Source organism: Streptomyces sp. NPDC047085 (genome assembly GCF_040643735.1).
In the GTDB taxonomy this organism is placed as follows: Bacteria; Actinomycetota; Actinomycetes; order Streptomycetales; family Streptomycetaceae; genus Streptomyces.
Genome location: NZ_JBEYUW010000004.1, coordinates 174904 through 195027, shown reverse-complemented (window position 1 = coordinate 195027; position 20124 = coordinate 174904). Strand labels below are relative to the sequence as shown.

At 72.0% G+C, this 20124-nt stretch carries 20 protein-coding genes; 11 read left to right on the top strand and 9 right to left on the bottom strand.

Annotated elements, in window-relative coordinates; translation table 11 throughout:
• Positions 1-63 precede the first annotated feature (63 nt).
• Genes ABZ865_RS16400 through ABZ865_RS16390 form a run of 3 tightly spaced genes read left to right on the top strand, consistent with a single transcriptional unit; the run spans position 64 to position 2930 of the window.
• Positions 64-798 carry a flavin reductase family protein gene (locus ABZ865_RS16400; protein WP_361230221.1) on the top strand — a complete coding sequence of 245 codons (735 nt, stop codon included), beginning with the start codon at positions 64-66 and terminating at the stop codon, positions 796-798.
• Complete coding sequence (locus tag ABZ865_RS16395) at positions 795-2003, top strand: alpha/beta fold hydrolase (RefSeq protein ID WP_361230217.1); 1209 nt, start codon at positions 795-797, stop codon at positions 2001-2003. The genes ABZ865_RS16400 and ABZ865_RS16395 overlap by 4 nt, the downstream gene beginning before the upstream one ends.
• A 24-nt stretch (positions 2004-2027) precedes the next feature.
• Positions 2028-2930, top strand: coding sequence for an alpha/beta hydrolase (locus tag ABZ865_RS16390; protein ID WP_361230214.1), 903 nt, complete (start codon positions 2028-2030; stop codon positions 2928-2930).
• A gap of 253 nt (positions 2931-3183) precedes the next feature.
• On the opposite strand, the gene ABZ865_RS16385 is transcribed toward ABZ865_RS16390, so the two are convergent.
• The 5 genes from ABZ865_RS16385 to ABZ865_RS16365 all read right to left on the bottom strand — a co-directional run bounded on the left by ABZ865_RS16385 (position 3184) and on the right by ABZ865_RS16365 (position 7886).
• The gene (locus ABZ865_RS16385) at positions 3184-4248 is read right to left on the bottom strand and encodes a hypothetical protein (RefSeq protein WP_361230211.1); all 1065 of its coding nucleotides are present in this window, start codon (positions 4246-4248) and stop codon (positions 3184-3186) included.
• A 146-nt stretch (positions 4249-4394) separates the two neighbouring features.
• The gene (locus ABZ865_RS16380) at positions 4395-4859 is read right to left on the bottom strand and encodes a MarR family winged helix-turn-helix transcriptional regulator (RefSeq protein ID WP_361230209.1); all 465 of its coding nucleotides are present in this window, start codon (positions 4857-4859) and stop codon (positions 4395-4397) included.
• 85 nt (positions 4860-4944) lie between these two features.
• Positions 4945-5595 (bottom strand): hypothetical protein, encoded by a 651-nt coding sequence (locus ABZ865_RS16375; RefSeq protein ID WP_361230206.1) that lies wholly within the window; start codon positions 5593-5595, stop codon positions 4945-4947.
• A gap of 83 nt (positions 5596-5678) precedes the next feature.
• The gene (locus tag ABZ865_RS16370; protein ID WP_361230203.1) at positions 5679-6374 is read right to left on the bottom strand and encodes a GntR family transcriptional regulator; all 696 of its coding nucleotides are present in this window, start codon (positions 6372-6374) and stop codon (positions 5679-5681) included.
• A 156-nt stretch (positions 6375-6530) separates the two neighbouring features.
• Positions 6531-7886, bottom strand: a complete 1356-nt coding sequence (locus ABZ865_RS16365; RefSeq protein WP_361230200.1) for an aspartate aminotransferase family protein — start codon at positions 7884-7886, stop codon at positions 6531-6533.
• A 265-nt stretch (positions 7887-8151) separates the two neighbouring features.
• On the opposite strand from ABZ865_RS16365, the gene ABZ865_RS16360 reads away from it, so the two are divergent.
• Positions 8152-10524, top strand: a complete 2373-nt coding sequence (locus ABZ865_RS16360; RefSeq protein ID WP_361230197.1) for a protein kinase — start codon at positions 8152-8154, stop codon at positions 10522-10524.
• Positions 10525-10551: 27 nt separating this feature from the next.
• Here the strand turns inward: ABZ865_RS16360 and ABZ865_RS16355 are convergent, their stop codons facing one another.
• The gene (locus tag ABZ865_RS16355) at positions 10552-11301 is read right to left on the bottom strand and encodes an SLATT domain-containing protein (RefSeq protein ID WP_361230194.1); all 750 of its coding nucleotides are present in this window, start codon (positions 11299-11301) and stop codon (positions 10552-10554) included.
• A 348-nt stretch (positions 11302-11649) separates the two neighbouring features.
• On the opposite strand from ABZ865_RS16355, the gene ABZ865_RS16350 reads away from it, so the two are divergent.
• From ABZ865_RS16350 to ABZ865_RS16340, 3 genes are all read left to right on the top strand, one after another.
• The gene (locus ABZ865_RS16350; protein WP_361230191.1) at positions 11650-11994 is read left to right on the top strand and encodes a YbaB/EbfC family nucleoid-associated protein; all 345 of its coding nucleotides are present in this window, start codon (positions 11650-11652) and stop codon (positions 11992-11994) included.
• Between the two features lie 121 nt (positions 11995-12115).
• Positions 12116-12715: a recombination mediator RecR gene (recR, locus tag ABZ865_RS16345; RefSeq protein ID WP_031164801.1), complete on the top strand. Its 600-nt coding sequence runs from the start codon at positions 12116-12118 to the stop codon at positions 12713-12715.
• Positions 12708-13367 (top strand): DUF5063 domain-containing protein, encoded by a 660-nt coding sequence (locus ABZ865_RS16340; protein ID WP_361230187.1) that lies wholly within the window; start codon positions 12708-12710, stop codon positions 13365-13367. Before recR ends, ABZ865_RS16340 begins: the two co-directional genes overlap by 8 nt.
• Before the next feature lie 30 nt (positions 13368-13397).
• On the opposite strand, the gene ABZ865_RS16335 is transcribed toward ABZ865_RS16340, so the two are convergent.
• Positions 13398-13589 (bottom strand): hypothetical protein, encoded by a 192-nt coding sequence (locus ABZ865_RS16335; RefSeq protein ID WP_361230184.1) that lies wholly within the window; start codon positions 13587-13589, stop codon positions 13398-13400.
• 205 nt (positions 13590-13794) lie between these two features.
• Here ABZ865_RS16335 and ABZ865_RS16330 point away from each other — a divergent pair, with 205 nt between their 5' ends.
• The 4 genes from ABZ865_RS16330 to ABZ865_RS16315 all read left to right on the top strand — a co-directional run bounded on the left by ABZ865_RS16330 (position 13795) and on the right by ABZ865_RS16315 (position 18424).
• Positions 13795-15072, top strand: a complete 1278-nt coding sequence (locus ABZ865_RS16330; RefSeq protein ID WP_361230181.1) for an aspartate kinase — start codon at positions 13795-13797, stop codon at positions 15070-15072.
• Positions 15072-16151, top strand: a complete 1080-nt coding sequence (locus ABZ865_RS16325; protein ID WP_361230178.1) for an aspartate-semialdehyde dehydrogenase — start codon at positions 15072-15074, stop codon at positions 16149-16151. The genes ABZ865_RS16330 and ABZ865_RS16325 overlap by 1 nt, the downstream gene beginning before the upstream one ends.
• Before the next feature lie 369 nt (positions 16152-16520).
• Positions 16521-17207 (top strand): SigE family RNA polymerase sigma factor, encoded by a 687-nt coding sequence (locus ABZ865_RS16320; RefSeq protein ID WP_361231181.1) that lies wholly within the window; start codon positions 16521-16523, stop codon positions 17205-17207.
• Positions 17208-17332: 125 nt separating this feature from the next.
• Entirely contained in the window at positions 17333-18424 is a 1092-nt protein-coding gene (locus ABZ865_RS16315; protein WP_361230175.1) for a hypothetical protein, read from the top strand.
• Here ABZ865_RS16315 and ABZ865_RS16310 read toward each other — a convergent pair.
• Positions 18397-19206: an SURF1 family protein gene (locus ABZ865_RS16310; RefSeq protein ID WP_361230172.1), complete on the bottom strand. Its 810-nt coding sequence runs from the start codon at positions 19204-19206 to the stop codon at positions 18397-18399. The two genes, ABZ865_RS16315 and ABZ865_RS16310, sit on opposite strands and share 28 nt — an antisense overlap.
• A 62-nt stretch (positions 19207-19268) precedes the next feature.
• Positions 19269-20108, bottom strand: coding sequence for a class I SAM-dependent methyltransferase (locus ABZ865_RS16305; protein WP_361230169.1), 840 nt, complete (start codon positions 20106-20108; stop codon positions 19269-19271).
• Between the last annotated feature and the right edge of the window lie 16 nt (positions 20109-20124).

Below are 20124 nucleotides of genomic sequence, written 5' to 3'. Positions count from 1 at the left end.
GAGGGTCGTCTCAGTGGCCCCGGTCACGCCGACCCATCGACCCGACGATGGAGAGCACCGAAAATGATCATCGACGGAACCGGCATCGACGCCACAGCCGCGTACAAGCTGCTGATCGGGAGCATCCTTCCCCGTGCGGTCGCATGGGTGAGCACCGTCTCCACGGACGGCGTCGGCAACCTCGCACCGATCTCCTTCTTCACCGCGGTGGGCCGCAAGCCGCCCATGATCTCGATCTCCCTGCAGCCGCGTTCGGACGGGGTGACCCTCAAGGACACCTTCGTCAACATCCAGGACACGGGCGAGTTCGTGACCAACCTGGCGGTCCTGCCCCTGGCCGACCAACTGCACCGTTCGGCCTACGAGTTCGACAGCTCGGTGGACGAGTTCGCGGAACTCGGCCTGGAGAAGGCACCGTCGGAGGTGGTCCGGGCGCCCCGGATCAAGGAGGCGCCGATCTCCTTCGAGTGCGTGGTGAACCGGATCATCCCGGTGGGCGACACACACGACCACGTCGTATGGGGCGAGGTCGTGCGGTTCCACATCAGGGACGACCTCTACCTGGAGCGCGGACGCGTCGACACCGCCGCCCTCCCCGTCATCGGCCGTCTCGCCGCCGAGTACACCCTCGTCGACAACGTCTTCACCACTCCGCTCGAGGAGGGCGTGGTGGACGCGCACGAGGGACGGCGCATGGAGCGCCTCGACGGGCGGGCGACCGAGTGGTCCCCCATCGACACGGCCCAGTGGTCCCCGTCCGGATCCACCTCGGCCCCCGGGAAGGAGTCGGCCGCGTGAAGACCGAGCGCATCGCCGATTCGGACGTCAGATTCCGCCGCAACGGCAACGGGAGCCGGGCCGTCGTCCTCGTCCACGGCTTCCTCGACGACCAGCACGTCTGGGACGGCGTCATCGAGGAGCTGACCAGCCAGGACGTGGAGACCGTCCAGCTGGACCTGGCGGGGCACGGGGAGCGCACCGAGGCCGACGGCCCGTTCACGCTGGACCGGCTCGCGTCCGAGGTCCGAGCCGTCGTGGACTCCCTCGGCAAGCCGGTGGTGCTGGTCGGCCAGAGCCTGGGCACGCTGATCGTGGAACTCGTCGCCGCGACGCGCCCGGAGCGGGTACGCGGCCTGGTCCTGCTGACGCCCGTCCCGCTCGCCGGCACCCACCTCCCGGACGACGTCCTCGAATCCTTCTACGCGCTGGGCGGCGACCCCGGTGCCCAGCGTGCGGCCCGGACACAGCTGTCCCGCGGCATCGGCGAGGCGGACCTCGACCGGCTCGGGGTCGTCGGCGGCCGGATGCGTCCCGACGTGGTGCGCGCTCTGGTGGACGCCTGGAACACCGGCCACCCGGACGGGGAGAAGCCGAGCCGCTACCCCGGGCCCGTCCTGGTCGTCCGCGGCGCCTGCGACACGTTCGCCACCGCGGAACTGGTCGAGCGGGGCGTGCTGGAGCGGTTCGGCCGGGCCGAGACCGCGACGGTCGACGAGGCGGGGCACTGGGCGCACATCGAGCGCCCGGCCGCCGTCGCCGCGCTCCTGGGCGCGTTCCTCGCCGAGGCGCTGCCCGCGGGCATCACGAAGAGCGGCGTGCGGGCGCAGCCGTGGACGACGGCCTTCGCCGGGAAGTCCGCGGACTCCTTCGCGGAGGCGTTCGCCGAGGAGGTCGTGCTCGAAGCGACCACACTCACCCGGCCGGTCGAGGGCCGCGACCAGGTCAAACAGGTGATGGCCACCGCCAGCGGCATCTACGAGAGCCTCGCGTTCACCCACGAGGCCACCCGGGGGCCGCGCACCTACCTGGAGTGGGAGGCGACCGCGTTCGGTGGCCTGCGCATCCAGGGCGTGACCGTCCTGACCAAGGACGAGGACGGCCGGATCGTCCGCGCCGCGATCCACCACCGGCCGCTCGGCGCGGTACTGCGCTTCTCCGTCGAGATGCGCGAGCGCCTGCGGGGGCGCATCGACCCGACCCACTTCCACGACGGCGACCGATAGGCAGTGCCGCGAGAGGAACCAGCCATGACACACCGGACCGACATCGAATTCCCCGCGGAGGGCGGCGTCACGCTGCGCGGCTGGCTGTACCTCCCGGACGGCCCCGGCCCCCACCCCGCGATCACCATGGCCCACGGCTACGCGGGCGTGAAGGAGCACGGGCTGGAGCGCTTCGCCGAGGCCTTCGCCGACAGCGGCTTCGTGGTGCTCGTGCACGACCACCGGGGCTTCGGCGCGAGCGACGGCTCCCCGCGCTGCGACGTGGACCCCTGGCGGCAGATCGCCGACTGGCGTCGCGCCGTCTCCTTCCTGGAGAGCAGGCCCGAGGTCGACGCCGGCCGGATCGGCCTGTGGGGCACCAGCTACGCGGGGGGCCACGCCATCGTGCTCGGCGCCACCGACCGGCGCCTGCGCTGTGTGGTCGCGCAGGTGCCCACGATCAGCGGATACGAGCAGGGCCTGCGCCGCGTCCCGCCGGAGGCCGTCGCCGGTCTGGAGGAGTCGTTCGCCGAGGACGAGCGGGCTCAGTTCCGCGGCGAGCCGCTCCGTACGCAGGCGATCGTCAGCGACGACCCCGCCGTGCCGGCCTCCTACCGCGCCCGGGACGCCATCGACTTCTACCTCCAGCCGACTCCCCCGGGAGTCTGGGAGAACCAGGTGACCGTCCGTTCCACGCGCGCCGCCCGGATGTACGAGCCCGGCGTCTGGATCAGCCGGGTCTCGCCCACGCCCCTGCTTCTCGTGGTCGGCGAGCGCGACACCATCACGGTGACCGACCTGGCCCTGGCCGCCTATGAGCGCGCCCTGGAGCCGAAGCGCCTGGTGCTGCTGCCCGGCGGCCACTTCGACCCCTACCTGTCCGGGTTCAAGGAGTCCAGCGGGGCGGCCGTCGACTGGTTCCGCCGCCACCTCGCGCAGACCTCGTAGCGACATGGCCACACAGCACTGCGATGCGGCCGGCATCGCAGTGCTTCTTTCTGTGCGCGGGAGTTGGACGGGGAGGTCTCCATGGGCGCCGATCGGAGGAGGCTGTCTCCATGGGCGCCGACACGAGGAGTGACCCGGGGCCGAAACACGCGGCACGGGCCGGCACCAGGTCGCCTCGCTGGCCCGGTCTGCCGGCCCGCACCGTGAGTCACGGTCGGCCTGATCCACATGACACCCCCCTTGACGCCCCCGGCTACGCGGGCGCTGACAGGGCCGGTGCGGCAGCGCTGCGCCGCCTCGCCAGCCGGGCGTGCAGGCCGAGGAGGAGGCCGGCGCCCGCGGTCCACGCGACGAGCGTGAGCACCGGGACTACCGCGTGCGCACCGCCGAAGTAGCTCAGGTCGCTGACCGCGCGCACGGCGGCGCCGGGCGGCAGCAGCGCGGAGACGGCTCGTGCCGTGCCGGGCAGCAGATCGGGGCCGATGGTGGCACCGCTGGTGGCGTTGCCGACCGTGAGCAGCAGAAGCGTGGCCACGGGGATCCCGAGGGGGCCGAAGTACGTGCCGAGCAGCTTCGTGGTGAAGGAGGCCGCGGCCGCCAGGAACGCGAGGGTGACGATCAGCGGCGCCACGGGGGCCGGGACGGATCCCATGACCGGGCCGGCGATGATCGCGGCGAGCGCGCCGATGGCCACGGAGGCGCCGCCGAGCACCCGGAACCGGTGGCGCAGGCGGAGCAGACCGGCCAGGCCGAGGACGTTCGAACCGAGGACGAAACCGGCCAGCGTCACCCCGAAGGCCATGTAGAAACCGGCCAGTCCCCGGGCGTCGAAGTGGCTCAGCGGAACGGTGTCCTCGATGGTGACGTGCTTGTGCGCACCGTGGGCGTAGGCGCCCACGAGGGTCTTCACGGCCGCCGTGGTGGACGTGCCGGCGGCCCCGGCGATCTCCAGGCGCAGCCGGTGCGGGCCGCCGCCGACGACCGCGGCGTCGACGTCGTGGTGCTGCACCGCGTCGCGCGCGGCCTGGGCACTCGCGGCCGGATGAACCTCGACGGTGTCGCCGAGAGCCTGGCCGATCTCGCCCGGCAGTGCGGACCCCGTGACGGCGATGGGGATCTGGTGGGGCTGGGGGTTGCGCTGCAGGCCGACGTAGCAGGTGACGAAGGCCGCCACGACGATCAGCGCGATCACCACGGGCTGGAGCCAGGCCCGCACCGGCGGTCGGTGACGGACGATCCGGTGCGGACGGGGCGACGGCGTGGCCACTGCGGGCGCCGCCTGCTCGTGCTCCGGGGCGGTTGCGACAGGGCGTTCCATGTCATCACTTTCTGGGGGGAAGGGCATGCGGCGTGATCGGAACGGACACGCGGGGATGCCGTGGGGGTGATTTACGAGCATATGCGCGTATTTGCTGTACGGCAACCCGGCTCAGCCCGGTGTTCCGGGCCCGACAGGCCGACGCCTCACTCGGCCCAGGGTGTGAAACCGGTCTCGAGCACCGCTTCGAGGGCCGTGCGCAGGCGGGCGGCCTCGTCGGCTCCGAAGCTCTCCTCGAACCGGTGCTGCACGTCCTGCCACAGCGGCAGCGCCGCCTTCAGCCGGGAGCGTCCCTCCGCCGTGATCGTGACGATCCGCGCGCGGCGGTCCGTTGCCGAGGGCTCGACGGTCACCAGCCCCTCGCGCGCCAGCGGTTTGAGGTTGGAGGCCATGGTCGTCCGGTCCATGGCGATCGACTCGGCGAGGCTGCTGATCGTCGTCTCCCCGCGTGCGGCCAGGCTCTGCAGGATGCTGAACTGCGTCCCGCGAAGGCCGACCGGGGCCAGGGCCTTGTCGTACGTCGCGCCGAGGTACCGCGCCGCCTTGCGCAGCGCCAGGCTGTTGCACATGTCGCCAGGGTTCGTCGCCGCGCGGACCATGATCTCCTCCATCGCCTCTCCCGCCCATGATAGGAGCATGTGCTCGCACTGCAAAGGGTCGGCTCGGGAGAGAGCCGGGCCGGCTCCGCGAGCGCCGTCAGCTGAACACGATCATCGAGCCCTGCGCCAGCGACCGCGTCGCCGCCGCGTGCAGGCCGAGCCACACATGGCGTTCCCGGGCGAAGGGGCTGGGGTCGTACGGCGCCGGGACGGCCGGCTCCTCCAACTCGGTGGGAGCGGAGGGCGGTTCCGGCGCCGCAGGCGGGTTCGCCGGATCGATGCCGATCGACGGGGCGACGTACTCCAGCTCGCGCAGCAGCGCCTGCGAGGAGCCCAACGGGCCGCCGCCCGCGAGGAGTTCGTCGCTGGACAGCGGCTGCGGGAAGTCGACAGGGACGTACGCGCCCGCGTGGTCGTAGTGCCAGACCAGGTGGGACTGCTGGGCGGTGGACTCGAACATCTCCAGCAACTGCTCGTAGTCGCCGCCGAGTTCGTCCACCGGGGTCACCGGCAGCCGGCAGACCTGGAGCAGATAGACCCGGCGCAGGAAATGCAGCGCGTCGTAGTCGAAACCGGCCACCGGGGCGACCTCGCCGGACAGGCCCGGCATGTACTGGTACACCGGCACCGGCGGGAGCCCGGCCGCGGCCAGCGCGTTGTTGTAGTGCGCGAGTTCCTCGGCGAACGGGTTGTCCGGGGTGTGGCACAACACGTCGACGAGCGGTACCAGCCACAGGTCACAGGCCAAAGAGAGCTCCTCGCATCGGCTCGCGTCGGTACGCACGCGCGCGTACACGCACACAGTGGGTGTCTGGGAAGGGTAACCGTGACTTACCCATTGGTCAGGCGTTCCAGCAGCTCCAGGGAGTGTGCGTTGGCGGCGGCCACGATCGCCCGGGCCGCCTCGGTCTCCCGCCGGGTCAGCGCGTCGACCAGCTCGGTGTGCCCGGCCCACAGCCGGCCGCGCACGTCCGGCACCCGGCGCAGGTGCTGCACCGCGCACACCCAGGACTGCACCCGCAGCCGGTGCAGGAAGTCGGAGAGGTAGGGGTTGCCGAACAGACCGCTCAGCTCGCGCCAGAAGCGCAGGTCGTAGCCGATGAGCACGGTGAGGTCACCGGCCGCCGCGGCCCGCTGGGCCTCCTCGCCGCGCCGGCGCACCGCGGTCAGCGCGGCGGCGGTACGCGGGTCCCCGGTGTCGGCGAAGGCGGAGCGGCGGCCGCCGGCGAGGCTCTGGAACATGCCGTCGGTGACCAGGCTGCGCGCCTCGATCATGCCCCGGTAGTCGTCGAGGGAGTACTCGGGGACGCGGAAGCCGCGGTGCTGGTCGGCCTCGAGGATGCCCTGCGCGGACAGGTCGACCAGCGCCTCGCGGACCGGGGTCGCCGAGACGCCGTACTGCTCGGCGATCTCCTTGACGGTGAACGCCCGGCCCGGTGTCAGGCGGCCCGCCAGCACCTCGTCGCGCAGCGCGTCGGCGATCTGCTGGCGCAGGGTGCTGCGCGTCACGGCGCCGTTGCCGGGCATGGTCCGGGACTCTCCTCACGCGAAGGGGACGTACTCGTACGTTCTCGCCTGTTTCCTGGTTTCCTGCGAGTTCTTACGAGCACGTCACCTTACGCGTTCGAGTCCGCGCGGCGGCAGCCGTCGTTCCGTCACGCGGTGTGACGGCCTGCACGGTGTCTACACGGTGTGTTCGTCGGCGGCGCTCAGGGCCGCGTCCAGGGCCGCGAGGCCCTCCTTCAGCTCGGCCTCCGTCACGTTGCACGGTGGCACCACGTGGGTGCGGTTCATGTTCACGAAGGGCCACAGGCCGTTCTTCTTGGCGGCGGCCGTGAAGGCGGCCATGGGCGCGTTCGCCTCGCCGGCCGCGTTGTACGGCACCAGCGGCTCGCGGGTCTCCCGGTTCCGCACCAGGTCCAGGGCCCAGAACATGCCGGTGCCGCGCACCTCGCCGACGCTCGGGTGCCGCTCGGCCAGCTCGGCCAGGCCGGGGCCGACGACGCTCTCGCCGAGCCGCCTGGCGTTCTCGACGACGCCCTCCTCCTCCATCACCGTGAGCGTGGCGACGGCGGCGGCGCAGGCCAGCGGGTGCCCGGAGTAGGTGAGGCCGCCCGGGTAGGGGCGCTTGCCGAAGGTCTCCGCGATCTTCTGTGAAATGGCCACACCGCCGAGGGGCACGTAACCCGAGTTCACACCCTTGGCGAAGGTCATCAGGTCGGGCACGACTCCGAACAGGTCGGCCGCGAACCACTCACCGGTGCGCCCGAACCCGGCCATGACCTCGTCCAGGACGAAGACGATCCCGTACTTGTCGCAGATCTCCCGGACCCCGGCCAGGTAGCCGGGCGGCGGGACCATGATCCCGGCGGTGCCCGGGACGGTCTCCAGGATGATCGCGGCGATGGTGCCGGGGCCCTCGAAGGCGATCGTCGTCTCCAGGTGCTCCAGCGCCCGCGCGCACTCCTGCTCCTCGGTCTCGGCGTAGAAGCGGGAGCGGTAGAGGAACGGCGCCCAGAAGTGGATCACGCCGGCGGTGCCGCTGTCCGACGGCCAGCGGCGCGGGTCACCCGTGATGTTCACGGCCTGCTGCGTACCGCCGTGGTACGAGCGGTAGGCGGACAGCACCTTCGGGCGGCCCGTGTGCAGCCGGGCCATGCGCACCGCGTGCTCGACGGCGTCGGCGCCGCCGTTGGTGAAGAAGATCTTGTCCAGGTCACCGGGGGTCCGCTCGGCGATCAGCCGGGCCGCCTCCGACCGCGCCTCGATCGCGAAGGCGGGCGCGAAGGTCGTCATCTTCGCGGCCTGCTCCTGGATCGCGGCGACGACCTGGGGGTGCTGATAGCCGATGTTGGTGTAGACGAGCCCGCTGGTGAAGTCCAGGTACCGCTTGCCGTCGTAGTCCCAGAAGTACGACCCCTCGGCGCCGGCGACGGCGAGCGGGTCGATCAGGTCCTGCGCGGACCAGGAGTGGAAGACGTGCGCACGGTCCGCGGCCTTCACTGCGGCGCCGGCTTCGGGATTGGGCTGAGGGGTCATGCGGGCGAGCGTAAATGTCCGGGATGCGGACGCGACATCGGCGTCCTGTTCCCTGCGCGGGCGGTTTCCGCGACAGGTTGTCGACGGTTGTCCCGTCGACGGACGTCGACCGGGGGCCGACGGACGCCCGGGGCCCGTTACGGAACCGTAGAGGCAGAGCCCGGGCGGCTCCCGGTGCGGCCGCACTATTCTCGATCCGGTGCTTGCGGAGGGGATCGCGCGCACGGGGGCGCGGCGCGACCGGGGGGAAGAAGGCGGGGCGGGCATGGAGAAGCTGGGACCGGCGGATCCGCAGCGGATCGGGGCGTACCGGCTGCTGGCGCGGCTGGGCGCGGGCGGCATGGGGCAGGTGTACCTGGCGCGGTCGGACCGCGGTCGTACCGTCGCCGTGAAGCTGGTCCGGCAGGAGCTGGCCGAGCAGGAGGAGTTCCGGGCGCGGTTCCGGCAGGAGGTGGAGGCCGCGCGGCGGGTCGGCGGGTACTGGACCGCGCCCGTGCTGGACGCGGACACCGAGGCCGCCGTGCCGTGGGTGGCCACCGGGTACGTCGCCGGACCGAGCCTGCAGCAGGTCGTCGGGCACGATCACGGGGCGCTGCCCGAGCGGTCGGTACGGATCCTCGCGGCCGGGCTCGCGCACGCGCTGCAGGACATCCACGCGGCGGGGATCGTGCACCGGGATCTCAAGCCGTCGAACGTGCTGGTCACCATCGACGGGCCCCGAGTGATCGACTTCGGCATCGCGCGGGCGCTGGAGACGGTGGCGGGGGACGGGCTGACCCGTACCGGCTCGCTGATCGGTTCGCCCGGCTTCATGGCGCCCGAGCAGGTGCGGGGGGACCGGGTCACCTCGGCGTGCGACGTGTTCTGCCTGGGGTCCGTGCTGGCGTACGCGGCCACCGGTGCGCTGCCCTTCGGGGGCATGGACAGCGGGGTGCACGCCGTGATGTTCCGGATCGCCCAGGAGGAGCCGGACCTGGAGGGGGTGCCGGAGGGGATCGCGGATCTGGTGCGGGAGTGCCTGAGGAAGGACCCGGCCGCCCGTCCCTCGCTGGACCGCATCCTGGAACGCACCGGCGCCGAGGACACGGTCTCCGGCGGCCGCTCCCGCGACCCCTGGCTCCCCAGCGCCCTGGTCGCCCAACTCGGCCGCCACGCGGTCCAACTCCTCGACACCGAAGACCCCGACACCACCCCCCACCTCCCCACCCCCACATCCCCATCAACCCCGGCGGCCTCCGCCCCCGGCCCGATCCCGCCGCATCCGTCGGCCCCCGCCGCCGATGCGGGCCCGATCCCGCCGTACCCGCCTGCCCCTGCGGCCGCCAACGCCGGTTCCGTTCCGCCGCGCCCGACGGCGCCCGCAGCTGGCAATTCGGGCTCAATGCCCCCGCGCCCGCCGGCGTCCGCAGCCAGCGCTGCGGGCTCGATCCCGCCGCATCCGTCGGCCCCCGCGGCCCATGCGGGGCCGATCCCGCCGTACCCGCCTGCCCCTGCGGCCGCCAACGCCGGTTCCGTTCCGCCGCGCCCATCGGCCCCCGCCGCCGATGCGGGCTCGATCCCGCCGCGCCCGACGGCCCCCGCAGCCGCCCATGGTCAGTCCAGCCTGCCGCAGTCACCGGCAGCCGCGTCCGCCCATGGCGGGTCTGCATCGCATCCGCCCGTACCCGCGGCCGCCGACGGCGGGTCCGCCCCACAGGGGCCACCCGCACCCGACGACGAAAGTGGTACGGGTGGTGCGGGTGGGAACCCGATCCCGGCCGAAGGCCGGGCACCGGAACACGCCCCGGCACCCGCACCCGACAACGCTCAGCCGCCCCTCGACCACCTGCCGACCCTCATCGCCCCCACGCCCACACCCACGCCCCCACCCGCCCCTCCCACCTACGTCGCCCCGAACCCCTACGGCGGCCACCCCCACCAGCACGCGCAGCCCCCCGCCGCCTACGGCTACCCGCACCACTCCCAGCCGTACAACCCCTACGGCGGCTCACTCGGCCCCACCCCTCCCTACGGCCCCCCACCCTTCGGCACCCCGCAGGAACCCACCCGCAGGAACGGCCGCTCCACCGCCCTCCTGGTCGTCATCGCCCTCGTCGTGGCCCTGGGCGCCGGCGGCTCGGTCTACGCCCTGATGAAGCACGGCGGCGACGACAAGGCCGGCGGCACGGTCAGCCCCGCCCCGACCGACACCACGACCTCCGCCCCGAGCGACACCTCCCCGCCGGCCACCCCCACCCCCACCCCCTCGACCACGGCCCCCACCTCCTCCGCCCCCACGGACGGCGTGGTCCCCGCGGGCTACCTGGGCACGTGGGTCACCACGATCGACAACGCCAACGGGACCAACACCCGCCAACTGACCATCGAACAGGGGCAGGTCGGCGACGCGATCCTCACCCTCGTAGCCGACGGACCCAGCGACGGCGGCGGCACCTACCACTGCGTGTTCGAGGCGACACTGACCGAACAGCCCGGCAGCGACGGGCCGTTGGAGATCGGGCCGTCCGTCGTCACCTCCGGCGAGCCCGCCTCCTCCTGCACCCCGGGCGAGGCCACCGAAGTCACCCTGCTCCCGGACGGAAGGCTGAGGCGGGCCAAAGCGAGCGGCGGGGAGAGCCTGACGTACACCAGGCAGTGAGTCGAACGCCGGAAAGCCGGCCGCACGCTACCGCGGCTCCGGCGGTCGCTGACGCGGCATGTTCGGGCGGGTGCCGTTGGCCGGGGGCAGGGGGAAGCGGCCCACCGGGCCTCCGGACTCCACACGCACGCCGGACGCCACCGCCGTCTGGATCCCCAGCGGGGCAGAGCCGGTGCGGAACTCGACCATCCAGTCGGCCGTCTCCATGCGGACCAGGTCGGTCACGTCCTCGGAGAACTTCCGCAGCACCCCGAGGCACCGCTCCGCCGCCTCACCGGCCGTGCCCTCGGCGGGCCCCAGCACCTCCCGCACGCTCTCCGACGCCCAGTCGAACTGCAGCGCCTGCAGTCGCCGCTGCACGGCCTGCGCGGTGGCCACGTCCCTCATCCAGCCGGAGGTGACGCCGAAGAAGCGGTCGATGCCGACGCAGGCCACCGCGAGCAGGAGGGCCAGGTATCCCCAGGGGGCGACTCCGCCGATCACCCCGGTGAGGTCCAGCAGCGGCAGCGCTGCCCCGGCGACCGCCCCCGCCGCCGCCCCGGCCCGCAGGGCCCGCCCGCCCCGCCGTTTCCACACCCGGTCCTCCAGGTACCAGGCCGCGGTCTGCAGCGCCCCGCGCTCCACCCACCGGTACAGCTCGTCCAGCCGCTCGGCCGGTTCGCCCCAGTCGCCGAGCGGAAAGGCCCGCCCGGTCAGATCGCCCGGCCGGGGCCCGGCCGCCCCCTCGCCCCGCCCGTCCTGAGGCGGACCCTCGGGCTGCATCTCCGGCTGACCCACCCGGCACTCCCTACTGACACGACACCGAACTCGACACCGAACTCGACACCCTCGACACCGACGCACGGCACGGAACCGGCACACAACAACACGGCATGGAACACGACCTGGACGCGGACGGTCACATCGCGTGACATTGGATGCCGATGCGAGGCACCCTTCCTACCGCCCAATGGGTGGCGGAGAGGCCGCTTTCCCATCTTTTCCGCCCGGAAGAGGGCCTTGATCAGGTATACGCCCGCCGCCGTTCTCACTCGAAAGAGTGGCGGGGCGACGGCCGCGTAGACCACGTAGGCTCGTGCACAACGGAGAAGCAGCGGAGAGCGCACGAGGAACCAGGAGCTGATCGTGATCCCCGGTGGTGGCCAGCCCAACATGCAGCAGTTGCTCCAGCAGGCCCAGAAGATGCAGCAGGACCTGCAGCGCGCGCAGGAGGAACTGGCGAACACGGAGGTCGACGGGCAGGCGGGCGGCGGCCTGGTGAAGGCCACCGTGACCGGCGCCGGCGAGCTGCGCGCGCTGAAGATCGACCCGAAGGCGGTGGACCCGGAGGACACCGAGACCCTCGCCGACCTGATCGTGGCGGCCGTACAGGCGGCCACCGAGAACGCGCAGAACCTCCAGCAGCAGAAGCTCGGCCCGCTCGCGCAGGGCCTGGGCGGCGGCACCGGCATCCCCGGCCTGCCGTTCTGACGCCGGACCGGTCTGCTGATCGTTCTGGTGTTCGCCACCTGCGCGACACCCCCACCGCCTTCCTAGGACAGGCGGCAGCCAACTACCGTACGTACCGAAAGGTCTCCAGGAGGGCAGTCCGTTGTACGAAGGCGTGGTCCAGGACCTCATCGACGAGCTGGGTCGGCTGCCCGGCGTCGGTCCGAAGAGCGCGCAGCGGATCGCCTTCCACATCCTGCAGGCGGAGCCGACGGACGTGAAGCGGCTCGCGCAGGCCCTCCTGGAGGTGAAGGCGAAGGTCCGCTTCTGCGCGACCTGCGGCAACGTGGCACAGGAAGAGCTGTGCAACATCTGCCGCGACCCGCGCCGCGACCCCTCGGTGATCTGCGTGGTCGAGGAGCCGAAGGACGTCGTGGCGATCGAGCGCACCCGCGAGTTCCGGGGCCGCTACCACGTGCTCGGCGGCGCGATCAGCCCGATCGAGGGCGTGGGCCCGGACGATCTGCGGATCAGGGAACTCCTGGCCCGCCTGGCCGATGGCACGGTCACCGAGCTGATCCTCGCCACGGACCCCAATCTCGAAGGCGAGGCGACGGCGACGTACCTCGCTCGCATGATCAAGCCCATGGGCCTGAAGGTCACCCGCCTGGCCAGCGGCCTCCCGGTGGGTGGCGACCTGGAATACGCGGACGAGGTCACCCTCGGCCGCGCCTTCGAGGGGAGACGACTCCTAGATGTCTGACGCCACGCTGCACGCCACGACGCAGAACCCGGACGACTTCGCGGTCCAGGTCGCCGACCAGGTCGAGAGCTTCCTGGTGGCCGTCACGGAGGTGGCAAGGGGCGACGAGCCCGGCTCGACCGTGCCCTTCCTCCTCCTGGAGGTCTCCCAGCTCCTGCTGGCCGGCGGCCGTCTCGGCGCACACGAGGACATCGTCCCCGACGAGCGCTACGAGCCGGACCTGGGCCCGGAGCCGGACGTCGACGGGCTGCGCGAGAACCTCGCCCGGCTTCTGGAACCGGTCGACGTCTACTCCGAGGTCTTCGACCCCTACGAGCCCCGCAAGGCTCCCGTGCCCGCCCGTATCTCCGACGACCTGGCCGACATCATCACCGACCTGCGCCACGGCATGGCCCACTACCGCGCGGGCCGGACCACCGAGGCCCTGTGGTGGTGGCAGTTCTCCTACTTCTCCAACTGGGGCCCGACGGCGTCCTCGGTCCTGCGTGCCCTCCAGTCGGTGCTCATCCACGTCCGCCTCAACCAGCCCCTGGAGGAGCTGGACGGCCTCGACACCGACCAGGGCGTGGGTGACGAGACCCTGGAGATCGAGGCGGGCCGCGTCATGGCGCAGGAGATCGGCGCACCGCTCGGGATGCGCCGGGGGAAGTGACGCCGCCCCGGCCGAGCCGAGAGCGCGGGCTCAGTCGCCGTATTTCAGCCACAGCGCGATGCCGATCGCGAAGGACACCGCCATGACGGCCTTGCCGTAGAAGAAGGCGAGCAGGCAGCCCGCGACGCCCGTGGCGATGCGGTCGTGGTGGTGACGTCGGGTACGCGGGAGCAGCCAGCTCACCGCCACGAGCGCGAACGCCACCAGCACGCCCGCGCTCAAGACGCGTACTCAACTGCGACCGCCGTCGTACTTACTCTCCTGCCTGGATGTGACACGGCCCACTTACCCGCGTGACGTCCCCCGGCCTGGGCATGTGAGCGTCCGGAGCGGGTGGCCCGAATGTCTCACCATGCGATATCGCGGAGGGGAAATTCGGACGCTCGTTAGACTGAGCCGACAAAGACATACCTAGCGAGGAGCGCACGTGGGCCTTGTCGTGCAGAAGTACGGAGGCTCCTCCGTAGCCGATGCCGAGGGCATCAAGCGCGTCGCCAAGCGGATCGTGGAAGCCAAGAAGAACGGCAACCAGGTGGTTGTCGTGGTCTCCGCGATGGGCGACACGACGGACGAGCTGATCGATCTCGCCGAGCAGGTTTCTCCGATGCCTGCCGGCCGGGAGTTCGACATGCTGCTGACCGCCGGAGAGCGGATCTCCATGGCCCTGCTGGCCATGGCGATCAAAAACCTGGGCCACGAGGCCCAGTCGTTCACCGGCAGCCAGGCAGGCGTCATCACCGACTCGGTCCACAACAAAGCCCGGATCATCGACGTCACGCCGGGCCGTATCCGGACCGCGCTCGACGAGGGCAACATCGCGATCGTCGCCGGTTTCCAGGGCGTCAGCGCCGACAAGAAGGACATCACCACGCTGGGGCGCGGCGGGTCCGACACCACGGCCGTGGCGCTGGCCGCCGCGCTCGACGCCGAGGTCTGCGAGATCTACACCGACGTCGACGGCGTGTTCACCGCCGACCCGCGCGTGGTGAAGAAGGCGAAGAAGATCGACTGGATCTCCTTCGAGGACATGCTGGAGCTCGCCGCCTCCGGTTCCAAGGTGCTGCTCCACCGCTGTGTGGAGTACGCCCGCCGTTACAACATCCCGATCCACGTCCGGTCCAGCTTCAGCGGGCTGCAGGGCACGTGGGTCAGCAGCGAGCCGATCGAGCAAGGGGACAAGAAGGTGGAGCAGGCCATCATCTCCGGTGTCGCGCACGACACCTCCGAGGCCAAGATCACGGTCGTCGGCGTGCCCGACAAGCCGGGCGAGGCCGCCGCGATCTTCCGCGCCATCGCCGACGCCCAGATCAACATCGACATGGTCGTGCAGAACGTGTCGGCCGCGTCCACGGGCCTGACCGACATCTCCTTCACGCTCCCGAAGACCGACGGCCGCAAGGCCATCGACGAGCTGGAGCGCAACAAGGGCGGCATCGGCTTCGACTCGCTGCGCTACGACGACCAGATCGGCAAGATCTCCCTGGTCGGCGCCGGTATGAAGACGAACCCGGGCGTCACCGCGTCCTTCTTCGAGGCGCTCAGCGACGCCGGGGTCAACATCGAGCTGATCTCGACGTCCGAGATCCGCATCTCGGTCGTCACCCGTGCCGACGACGTGCCGGAGGCCGTCCGCGCCGTCCACACCGCCTTCGGGCTCGACTCCGACACCGACGAGGCCGTCGTCTACGGAGGAACCGGCCGCTGATGGCGCCGACCGGCAAGCCGACGCTCGCGGTCGTGGGAGCGACCGGAGCGGTCGGCGCGGTCATGCTCCGGATCCTGTCCCAGCGCGCGGACATCTGGGGCGAGATCCGTCTGCTCGCCTCCCCGCGCTCGGCCGGCCGCAAGCTGGCCGTGCGCGGCGAGGAGATCGAGGTCGTGGCGCTGAGCGAGGAGGCCTTCGACGGGGTCGACGTCGCGATGTTCGACGTGCCCGACGAGGTCGCGGCTCAGTGGGCGCCGGTCGCCGCCGCTCGCGGGGTGGTCGTCGTCGACAACTCGGGCGCCTTCCGGATGGACCCGGACGTGCCGCTCGTCGTTCCCGAGGTCAACGCGCACGCGGTGCGGACCCGGCCGCGCGGGATCGTCGCCAACCCCAACTGCACGACCCTGTCGATGATCGTCGCCCTGGGCGCGCTGCACGCCGAGTTCGGGCTGCGCGAGCTGGTGGTGTCGTCGTACCAGGCGGTGAGCGGGGCCGGGCGGGCCGGGGTGGAGACCCTGCGGGCCCAGCTGTCCCTGGTGGCCGGTACGGAGCTGGGGACCGCCCCCGGTGACGTACGGCGGGCCGTGGGGGAGGACACCGGGCCCTTCCCGGAGCCGGTCGTGCTCAACGTCGTCCCGTGGGCCGGATCGCTCCGGGAGGACGGCTGGTCGTCGGAGGAGATGAAGGTGCGGGACGAGTCCCGCAAGATCCTCGGACTGCCGCAGCTGCCGGTCGCCGTGACCTGTGTGCGGGTGCCGGTGATCACCACGCACTCGCTGACCGTCCACGCCCGCTTCCAGCGCGAGGTGACGGTCGACGGCGCCCGCGAGATCCTCGCCACCGCGCCCGGGGTCGTCCTGTACGACGACCCGGCCGCCGGTGAATTCCCCACCCCCGCCGACGTGGTGGGCACCGATCCGACCTGGGTCGGCCGGGTGCGGCGCGCGTTGGACGATCCGACCGCGCTCGAACTCTTCGTGTGCGGCGACAACCTGCGCAAGGGTGCCGCGCTCAACACCGCGCAGATCGCCGAGCTGGTGGCGGCCGAGATCACGGGGGACGGTCCCGCCCGAGGGTGAGACGTTTGTAGGATCCTTTTAAGAATTGTGGCCAGAACCATGGTCCAAATCGCTTGAACGGGCAACCAAGGCAACAGAGGATTTTCTCCCCGCCCCGCGCAACCGCGTGCAGGGCGGGGAGCGTCTTTGCCGTCACCCTTGGTGGGCCCGGGACTCACCTTCGGTGACCCGGGACCTCAGGATCCTGGCGTGGGGACGTCACGATCGGGGCGTGGGGACGCCCGTTCATATGGGACATAGGGGAAGAGCGGGACGCATGACGGCACTTGAGGCACCGTCGGTTGTCGCACTTGTGACGTCCGGCACGTACAACCCTTGCGGGGGTAAACGTGTCCAACTGGCGTGGCAGAGGTACTCGAACTCTCCCCCATGCTCTTCGAGCAGGGGAGGTCCCCAGCGGCCCGCGGCACCGCGGCACTCCGTCCGCCCCGCGCGGCAGTCCGGCCCCGCACGGCCGTTTCGGCCGGCGGCATGCCGGTGATCGCGCCCATGCCCGCAGCGCGGCCCGCCCGCATACCCAGCCAGCGCGACGGCGCGGAGGACACCGCGACCGCCGCGGTCGCCGGAACCACCGTCGACCATCTCACCGAGACCTACCGCGCGCACTACCGTTCGCTGCTCGGTCTCGCCGCCCTGCTGCTCGACGACACCGCGTCCTGCGAGGACGTCGTCCAGGAGGCGTTCATCCGGGTCCACTCGGCCCGCAAGCGCGTCCGCGACCCCGAGAAGACCCTCGCCTACCTCAGACAGACGGTCGTCAACCTCTCCCGCTCCGCCCTGCGCCGGCGCATCCTCGGCCTGAAGCTGCTCTCCAAGCCGATGCCCGACATGGCGAGCGCGGAGGAGGGCGCCTACGACCAGCTGGAGCGCGACTCCCTCATCAAGGCGATGAAGGGGCTGCAGCGCCGCCAGCGCGAGGTCCTCGTGCTGCGCTACTTCGCGGACATGACGGAGGCCCAGGTCGCCGAGACGCTCGGCATCTCGCTGGGCTCGGTGAAGGCGTACGGCTCGCGAGGCATCGCCGCGCTGCGCGTGGCCATGGAGGCACGCGCATGAGCGACCACTCGGAAGGGGGCGATTCACCTGACCGCCTCTCCCATGAACGCCACGAGCCCTACGCCTGGCGCGAACCGACAGAGCACGAGCAAGAGCACACGCCACCGCACGCTGGGAACGGAACTGTGAACCACGTCCCCGACGACAAGGGCCCCGAGGGGCTCGGCGACCTGGGACCCGAGGAAACCGGCCCCGCCCTCGACGGGCTCGCCCCGGACGAGCAGGCGCTGCGCCGGCTGCTGCACTCGGCGGTCGACGACATCGAGCCCCGCTCCGGCACCCTGGACCACCTGCGCCGGGCGGTCCCCGCACGGCGGGCCCGCAAGCGGCAGGCGGCGGTCGGCATGGCGGCCGCGGCCCTGTTCTTCGGCACCGCGATCCCGGCCCTCATCCACGTCTCGAACGCCGGCGGCTCCGACCCCAACACCGCCATGGCCGGCCAGTCCTCCGACAGCCGGGACAGCGGCGGCCCGAGCAAGCAGGCGGGCGGCGGCGACGGCGGCACCGTCGGCTCCCACGGCACGACCCCCGGCCCCGGCACGGTCAGCGGCAGGCCCGACGAGCCGGGCAAGCCCGGCGGCAGCACCACCGGTTCGACCGCCGGCACCAACCCGGCCGCCACCGCGACCGCGGGCATCCTCGCGTGCACGTCGGCCCAGCTGGGCACGACCGGCACCACCGACGCCCCCGACCCGGCGGGCGCGGTCTACGGCTCCTTCCGCGTGACCAACGTCTCCGGAACCCCCTGCACGGTCGGCGGCGGGGTCACGGTCAGCGCCACCGCCCAGGGCGCGGCCGACCAGACCAAGATCGCTGTCACCGCGCACGCGTCCGGGGACGCCGCGACCGGCCTGCCCGACCCGTCCACGGCGGTCTCCAGCCTGGTCCTGCAGCCCGGCGGGTCGTACGACGAGAAGTTCGCCTTCGTGCCGTCCGCCGCCTGCCCCACCACGGGCGGCAACACCGGCGGTTCGGACAGCGGCGGCCCCTCACCCGACCCCTCGCCCTCGCAGGACGCGAGCACGTCCGGAGGTGGCACCGACACCGGCGGCACCTCGTCGGGCACCACCACCCAGCTCACCACCGAGGAGGGGACGACGGACGGCAGCGTCCTCGTCACCTACACCGGAGAGACGGGCTCCCCGTCCGGGACGGCGACGGTGCCGAACGCGTGCGCGGGAACGGTGTACTACACCGGAGTGCTGGCGGCGTCGTAAGCCTCGCCCTCCTGCTCCGGTACCTCCGGTACGAGGCCGAGCGCCGCGTCCCGCTGGAACTCCACCTCGCGGCGCAGCAGCCGGAACCACATGAAGAGCGTGAAGCCGGCGAAGACGAACCACTCACCGGTGTAGCCGAGGTTCTGGAACGCCTTCAGGTCCAGGCCCGTGCCCGACGGCGCGGTCGCGGGCACGGCCTTCATCCCCGCGTCGGCCCGGTCCAGGGTGATCCAGGCGTCGTACAGCTTGTCCGGCACCAGGTTCACCAGCGAGGCCGGGCTGATCGCGGCCGTCTGCCCGGCGGGCAGTCCGCCCTGGGCGCCGACCCCGTTGTCCCCCGGGGTCTCGGGCGCCTGCAGCGCGCCGGTGACGGTGACCTCGCCGGCCGGCGGGGCGGGCGCCTTCGCCGCGTCCGCCGTGCCCGGGAGCCAGCCCCGCACCACGGGCAGGGCCGTGCCGGAGCCGGTGCGCAGCAGCGTCAGCACGTAGAAGCCGCTTCTGCCGTCCAGCTCCCGGCCGGGCACCAGGAGTTGCCTGCCGTACCGGCCGCTCGCCGTGACCCGCCGTCCCGAGGTGCCCTTGTCGACCGGCAGCATCTCGGCCAGCGGCCGTGCGGACTCGCTCTTGTCGGAGGCGGCCTGCTCGGTGGCGGCACGGTGCTCCTGCACCCGCCCCTCGAACCGGCTCAGCTGCCAGGACCCCATGAAGATGCAGAAGGGGATGGCGAGCAGCACGAAGACGTTGATGCCCCACCAGCGGGGTGTCAGCAAGAACCGGTACACGCCCTCCACGGTACGGCGCCGCCGCGGCGAGCCGGGGCGCGGGGCGGGGGTGTCAGCTCTTGTCAGACCTTGCTGGCCTTCAGCGAGTAGATCAGCGGGATGCGCGGGTGGCCCTCGGGGAAGCGGTGGTAGCCGTCGCGGACCTCGAAGTTCCCGAACCGCGGGAAGAGCGAGACGTCGTGCTCGTGCAGGAACTCCAGGCGCAGGCCGGTCGCGGCGAGGGCGGAGACGACGTCGCCGACGGTGTGCTGCCACTCCACGCTGCGGTTGTGGACGGTGGCGGCGTCCCGGTCGGCGTAGGTGCCGGGGACGTCGTACACCTGGGCGTCCCGGGAGAAGTAGTCGCGCACGATCCGCGAGCCCGTCTCGTCGTCCAGGGTCTCGGTGAACGGGTGGAACTCGGCGAGGTAGAGGAAGCCGCCGGGGGCGACGAGCGAGGCCGCGGTCTCGGCCCAGCGGCGGATGTCCGGGAGCCAGCACAGGGCGCCGAGCCCGGTGTAGACGATGTCGTACGCCGGTTCGGGTACGGCCTCGGCGGCGTCGTACACGTCACCGGTGACGAAGTCCGCCCGCTCGGGCCCGTACCCGAGGCCCGCCGAGAGGTCGCGCGCCGCCGCGACGGCCGGGGCCGAGAAGTCGAGGCCCACGACGCGGGAGGCGCCGCGGTGCGCCCAGGAGAGGGTGTCGAGCCCGATGTGGCACTGCAGGTGGAGGAGCGACTTCCCGGTGACGTCACCGACCTCCTCGGTCTCGAAGGCGCGCAGGACGTCCCGGCGGGCCCGGAACCCGTCGAGGTCGTAGAACGCGCTTGCGGTGTGGACGGGGACCCGCTCGTCCCACAGGGCACGGTTGTCCTCGCGCCAGCCTTCGGGGACGCGCGTGCGTGCGGCTTCGGTGCTCATGGTGCGAAGTTATCCA

Bases quoted from the DNA above. Each gene is read 5' to 3' on its own strand.
- ABZ865_RS16400 (WP_361230221.1), top strand. From the start codon at position 64: ATGATCATCGACGGAACCGGCATCGACGCCACAGCCGCGTACAAGCTG.
- ABZ865_RS16370 (WP_361230203.1), bottom strand. From the start codon at position 6,374: ATGCCCGGCAACGGCGCCGTGACGCGCAGCACCCTGCGCCAGCAGATC.
- ABZ865_RS16320 (WP_361231181.1), top strand. From the start codon at position 16,521: ATGCTCTTCGAGCAGGGGAGGTCCCCAGCGGCCCGCGGCACCGCGGCA.
- ABZ865_RS16305 (WP_361230169.1), bottom strand. From the start codon at position 20,108: ATGAGCACCGAAGCCGCACGCACGCGCGTCCCCGAAGGCTGGCGCGAG.
- ABZ865_RS16380 (WP_361230209.1), bottom strand. From the start codon at position 4,859: ATGGAGGAGATCATGGTCCGCGCGGCGACGAACCCTGGCGACATGTGC.
- ABZ865_RS16325 (WP_361230178.1), top strand. From the start codon at position 15,072: ATGGCGCCGACCGGCAAGCCGACGCTCGCGGTCGTGGGAGCGACCGGA.
- ABZ865_RS16390 (WP_361230214.1), top strand. From the start codon at position 2,028: ATGACACACCGGACCGACATCGAATTCCCCGCGGAGGGCGGCGTCACG.
- ABZ865_RS16385 (WP_361230211.1), bottom strand. From the start codon at position 4,248: ATGGAACGCCCTGTCGCAACCGCCCCGGAGCACGAGCAGGCGGCGCCC.
- ABZ865_RS16360 (WP_361230197.1), top strand. From the start codon at position 8,152: ATGGAGAAGCTGGGACCGGCGGATCCGCAGCGGATCGGGGCGTACCGG.
- ABZ865_RS16340 (WP_361230187.1), top strand. From the start codon at position 12,708: ATGTCTGACGCCACGCTGCACGCCACGACGCAGAACCCGGACGACTTC.
- ABZ865_RS16365 (WP_361230200.1), bottom strand. From the start codon at position 7,886: ATGACCCCTCAGCCCAATCCCGAAGCCGGCGCCGCAGTGAAGGCCGCG.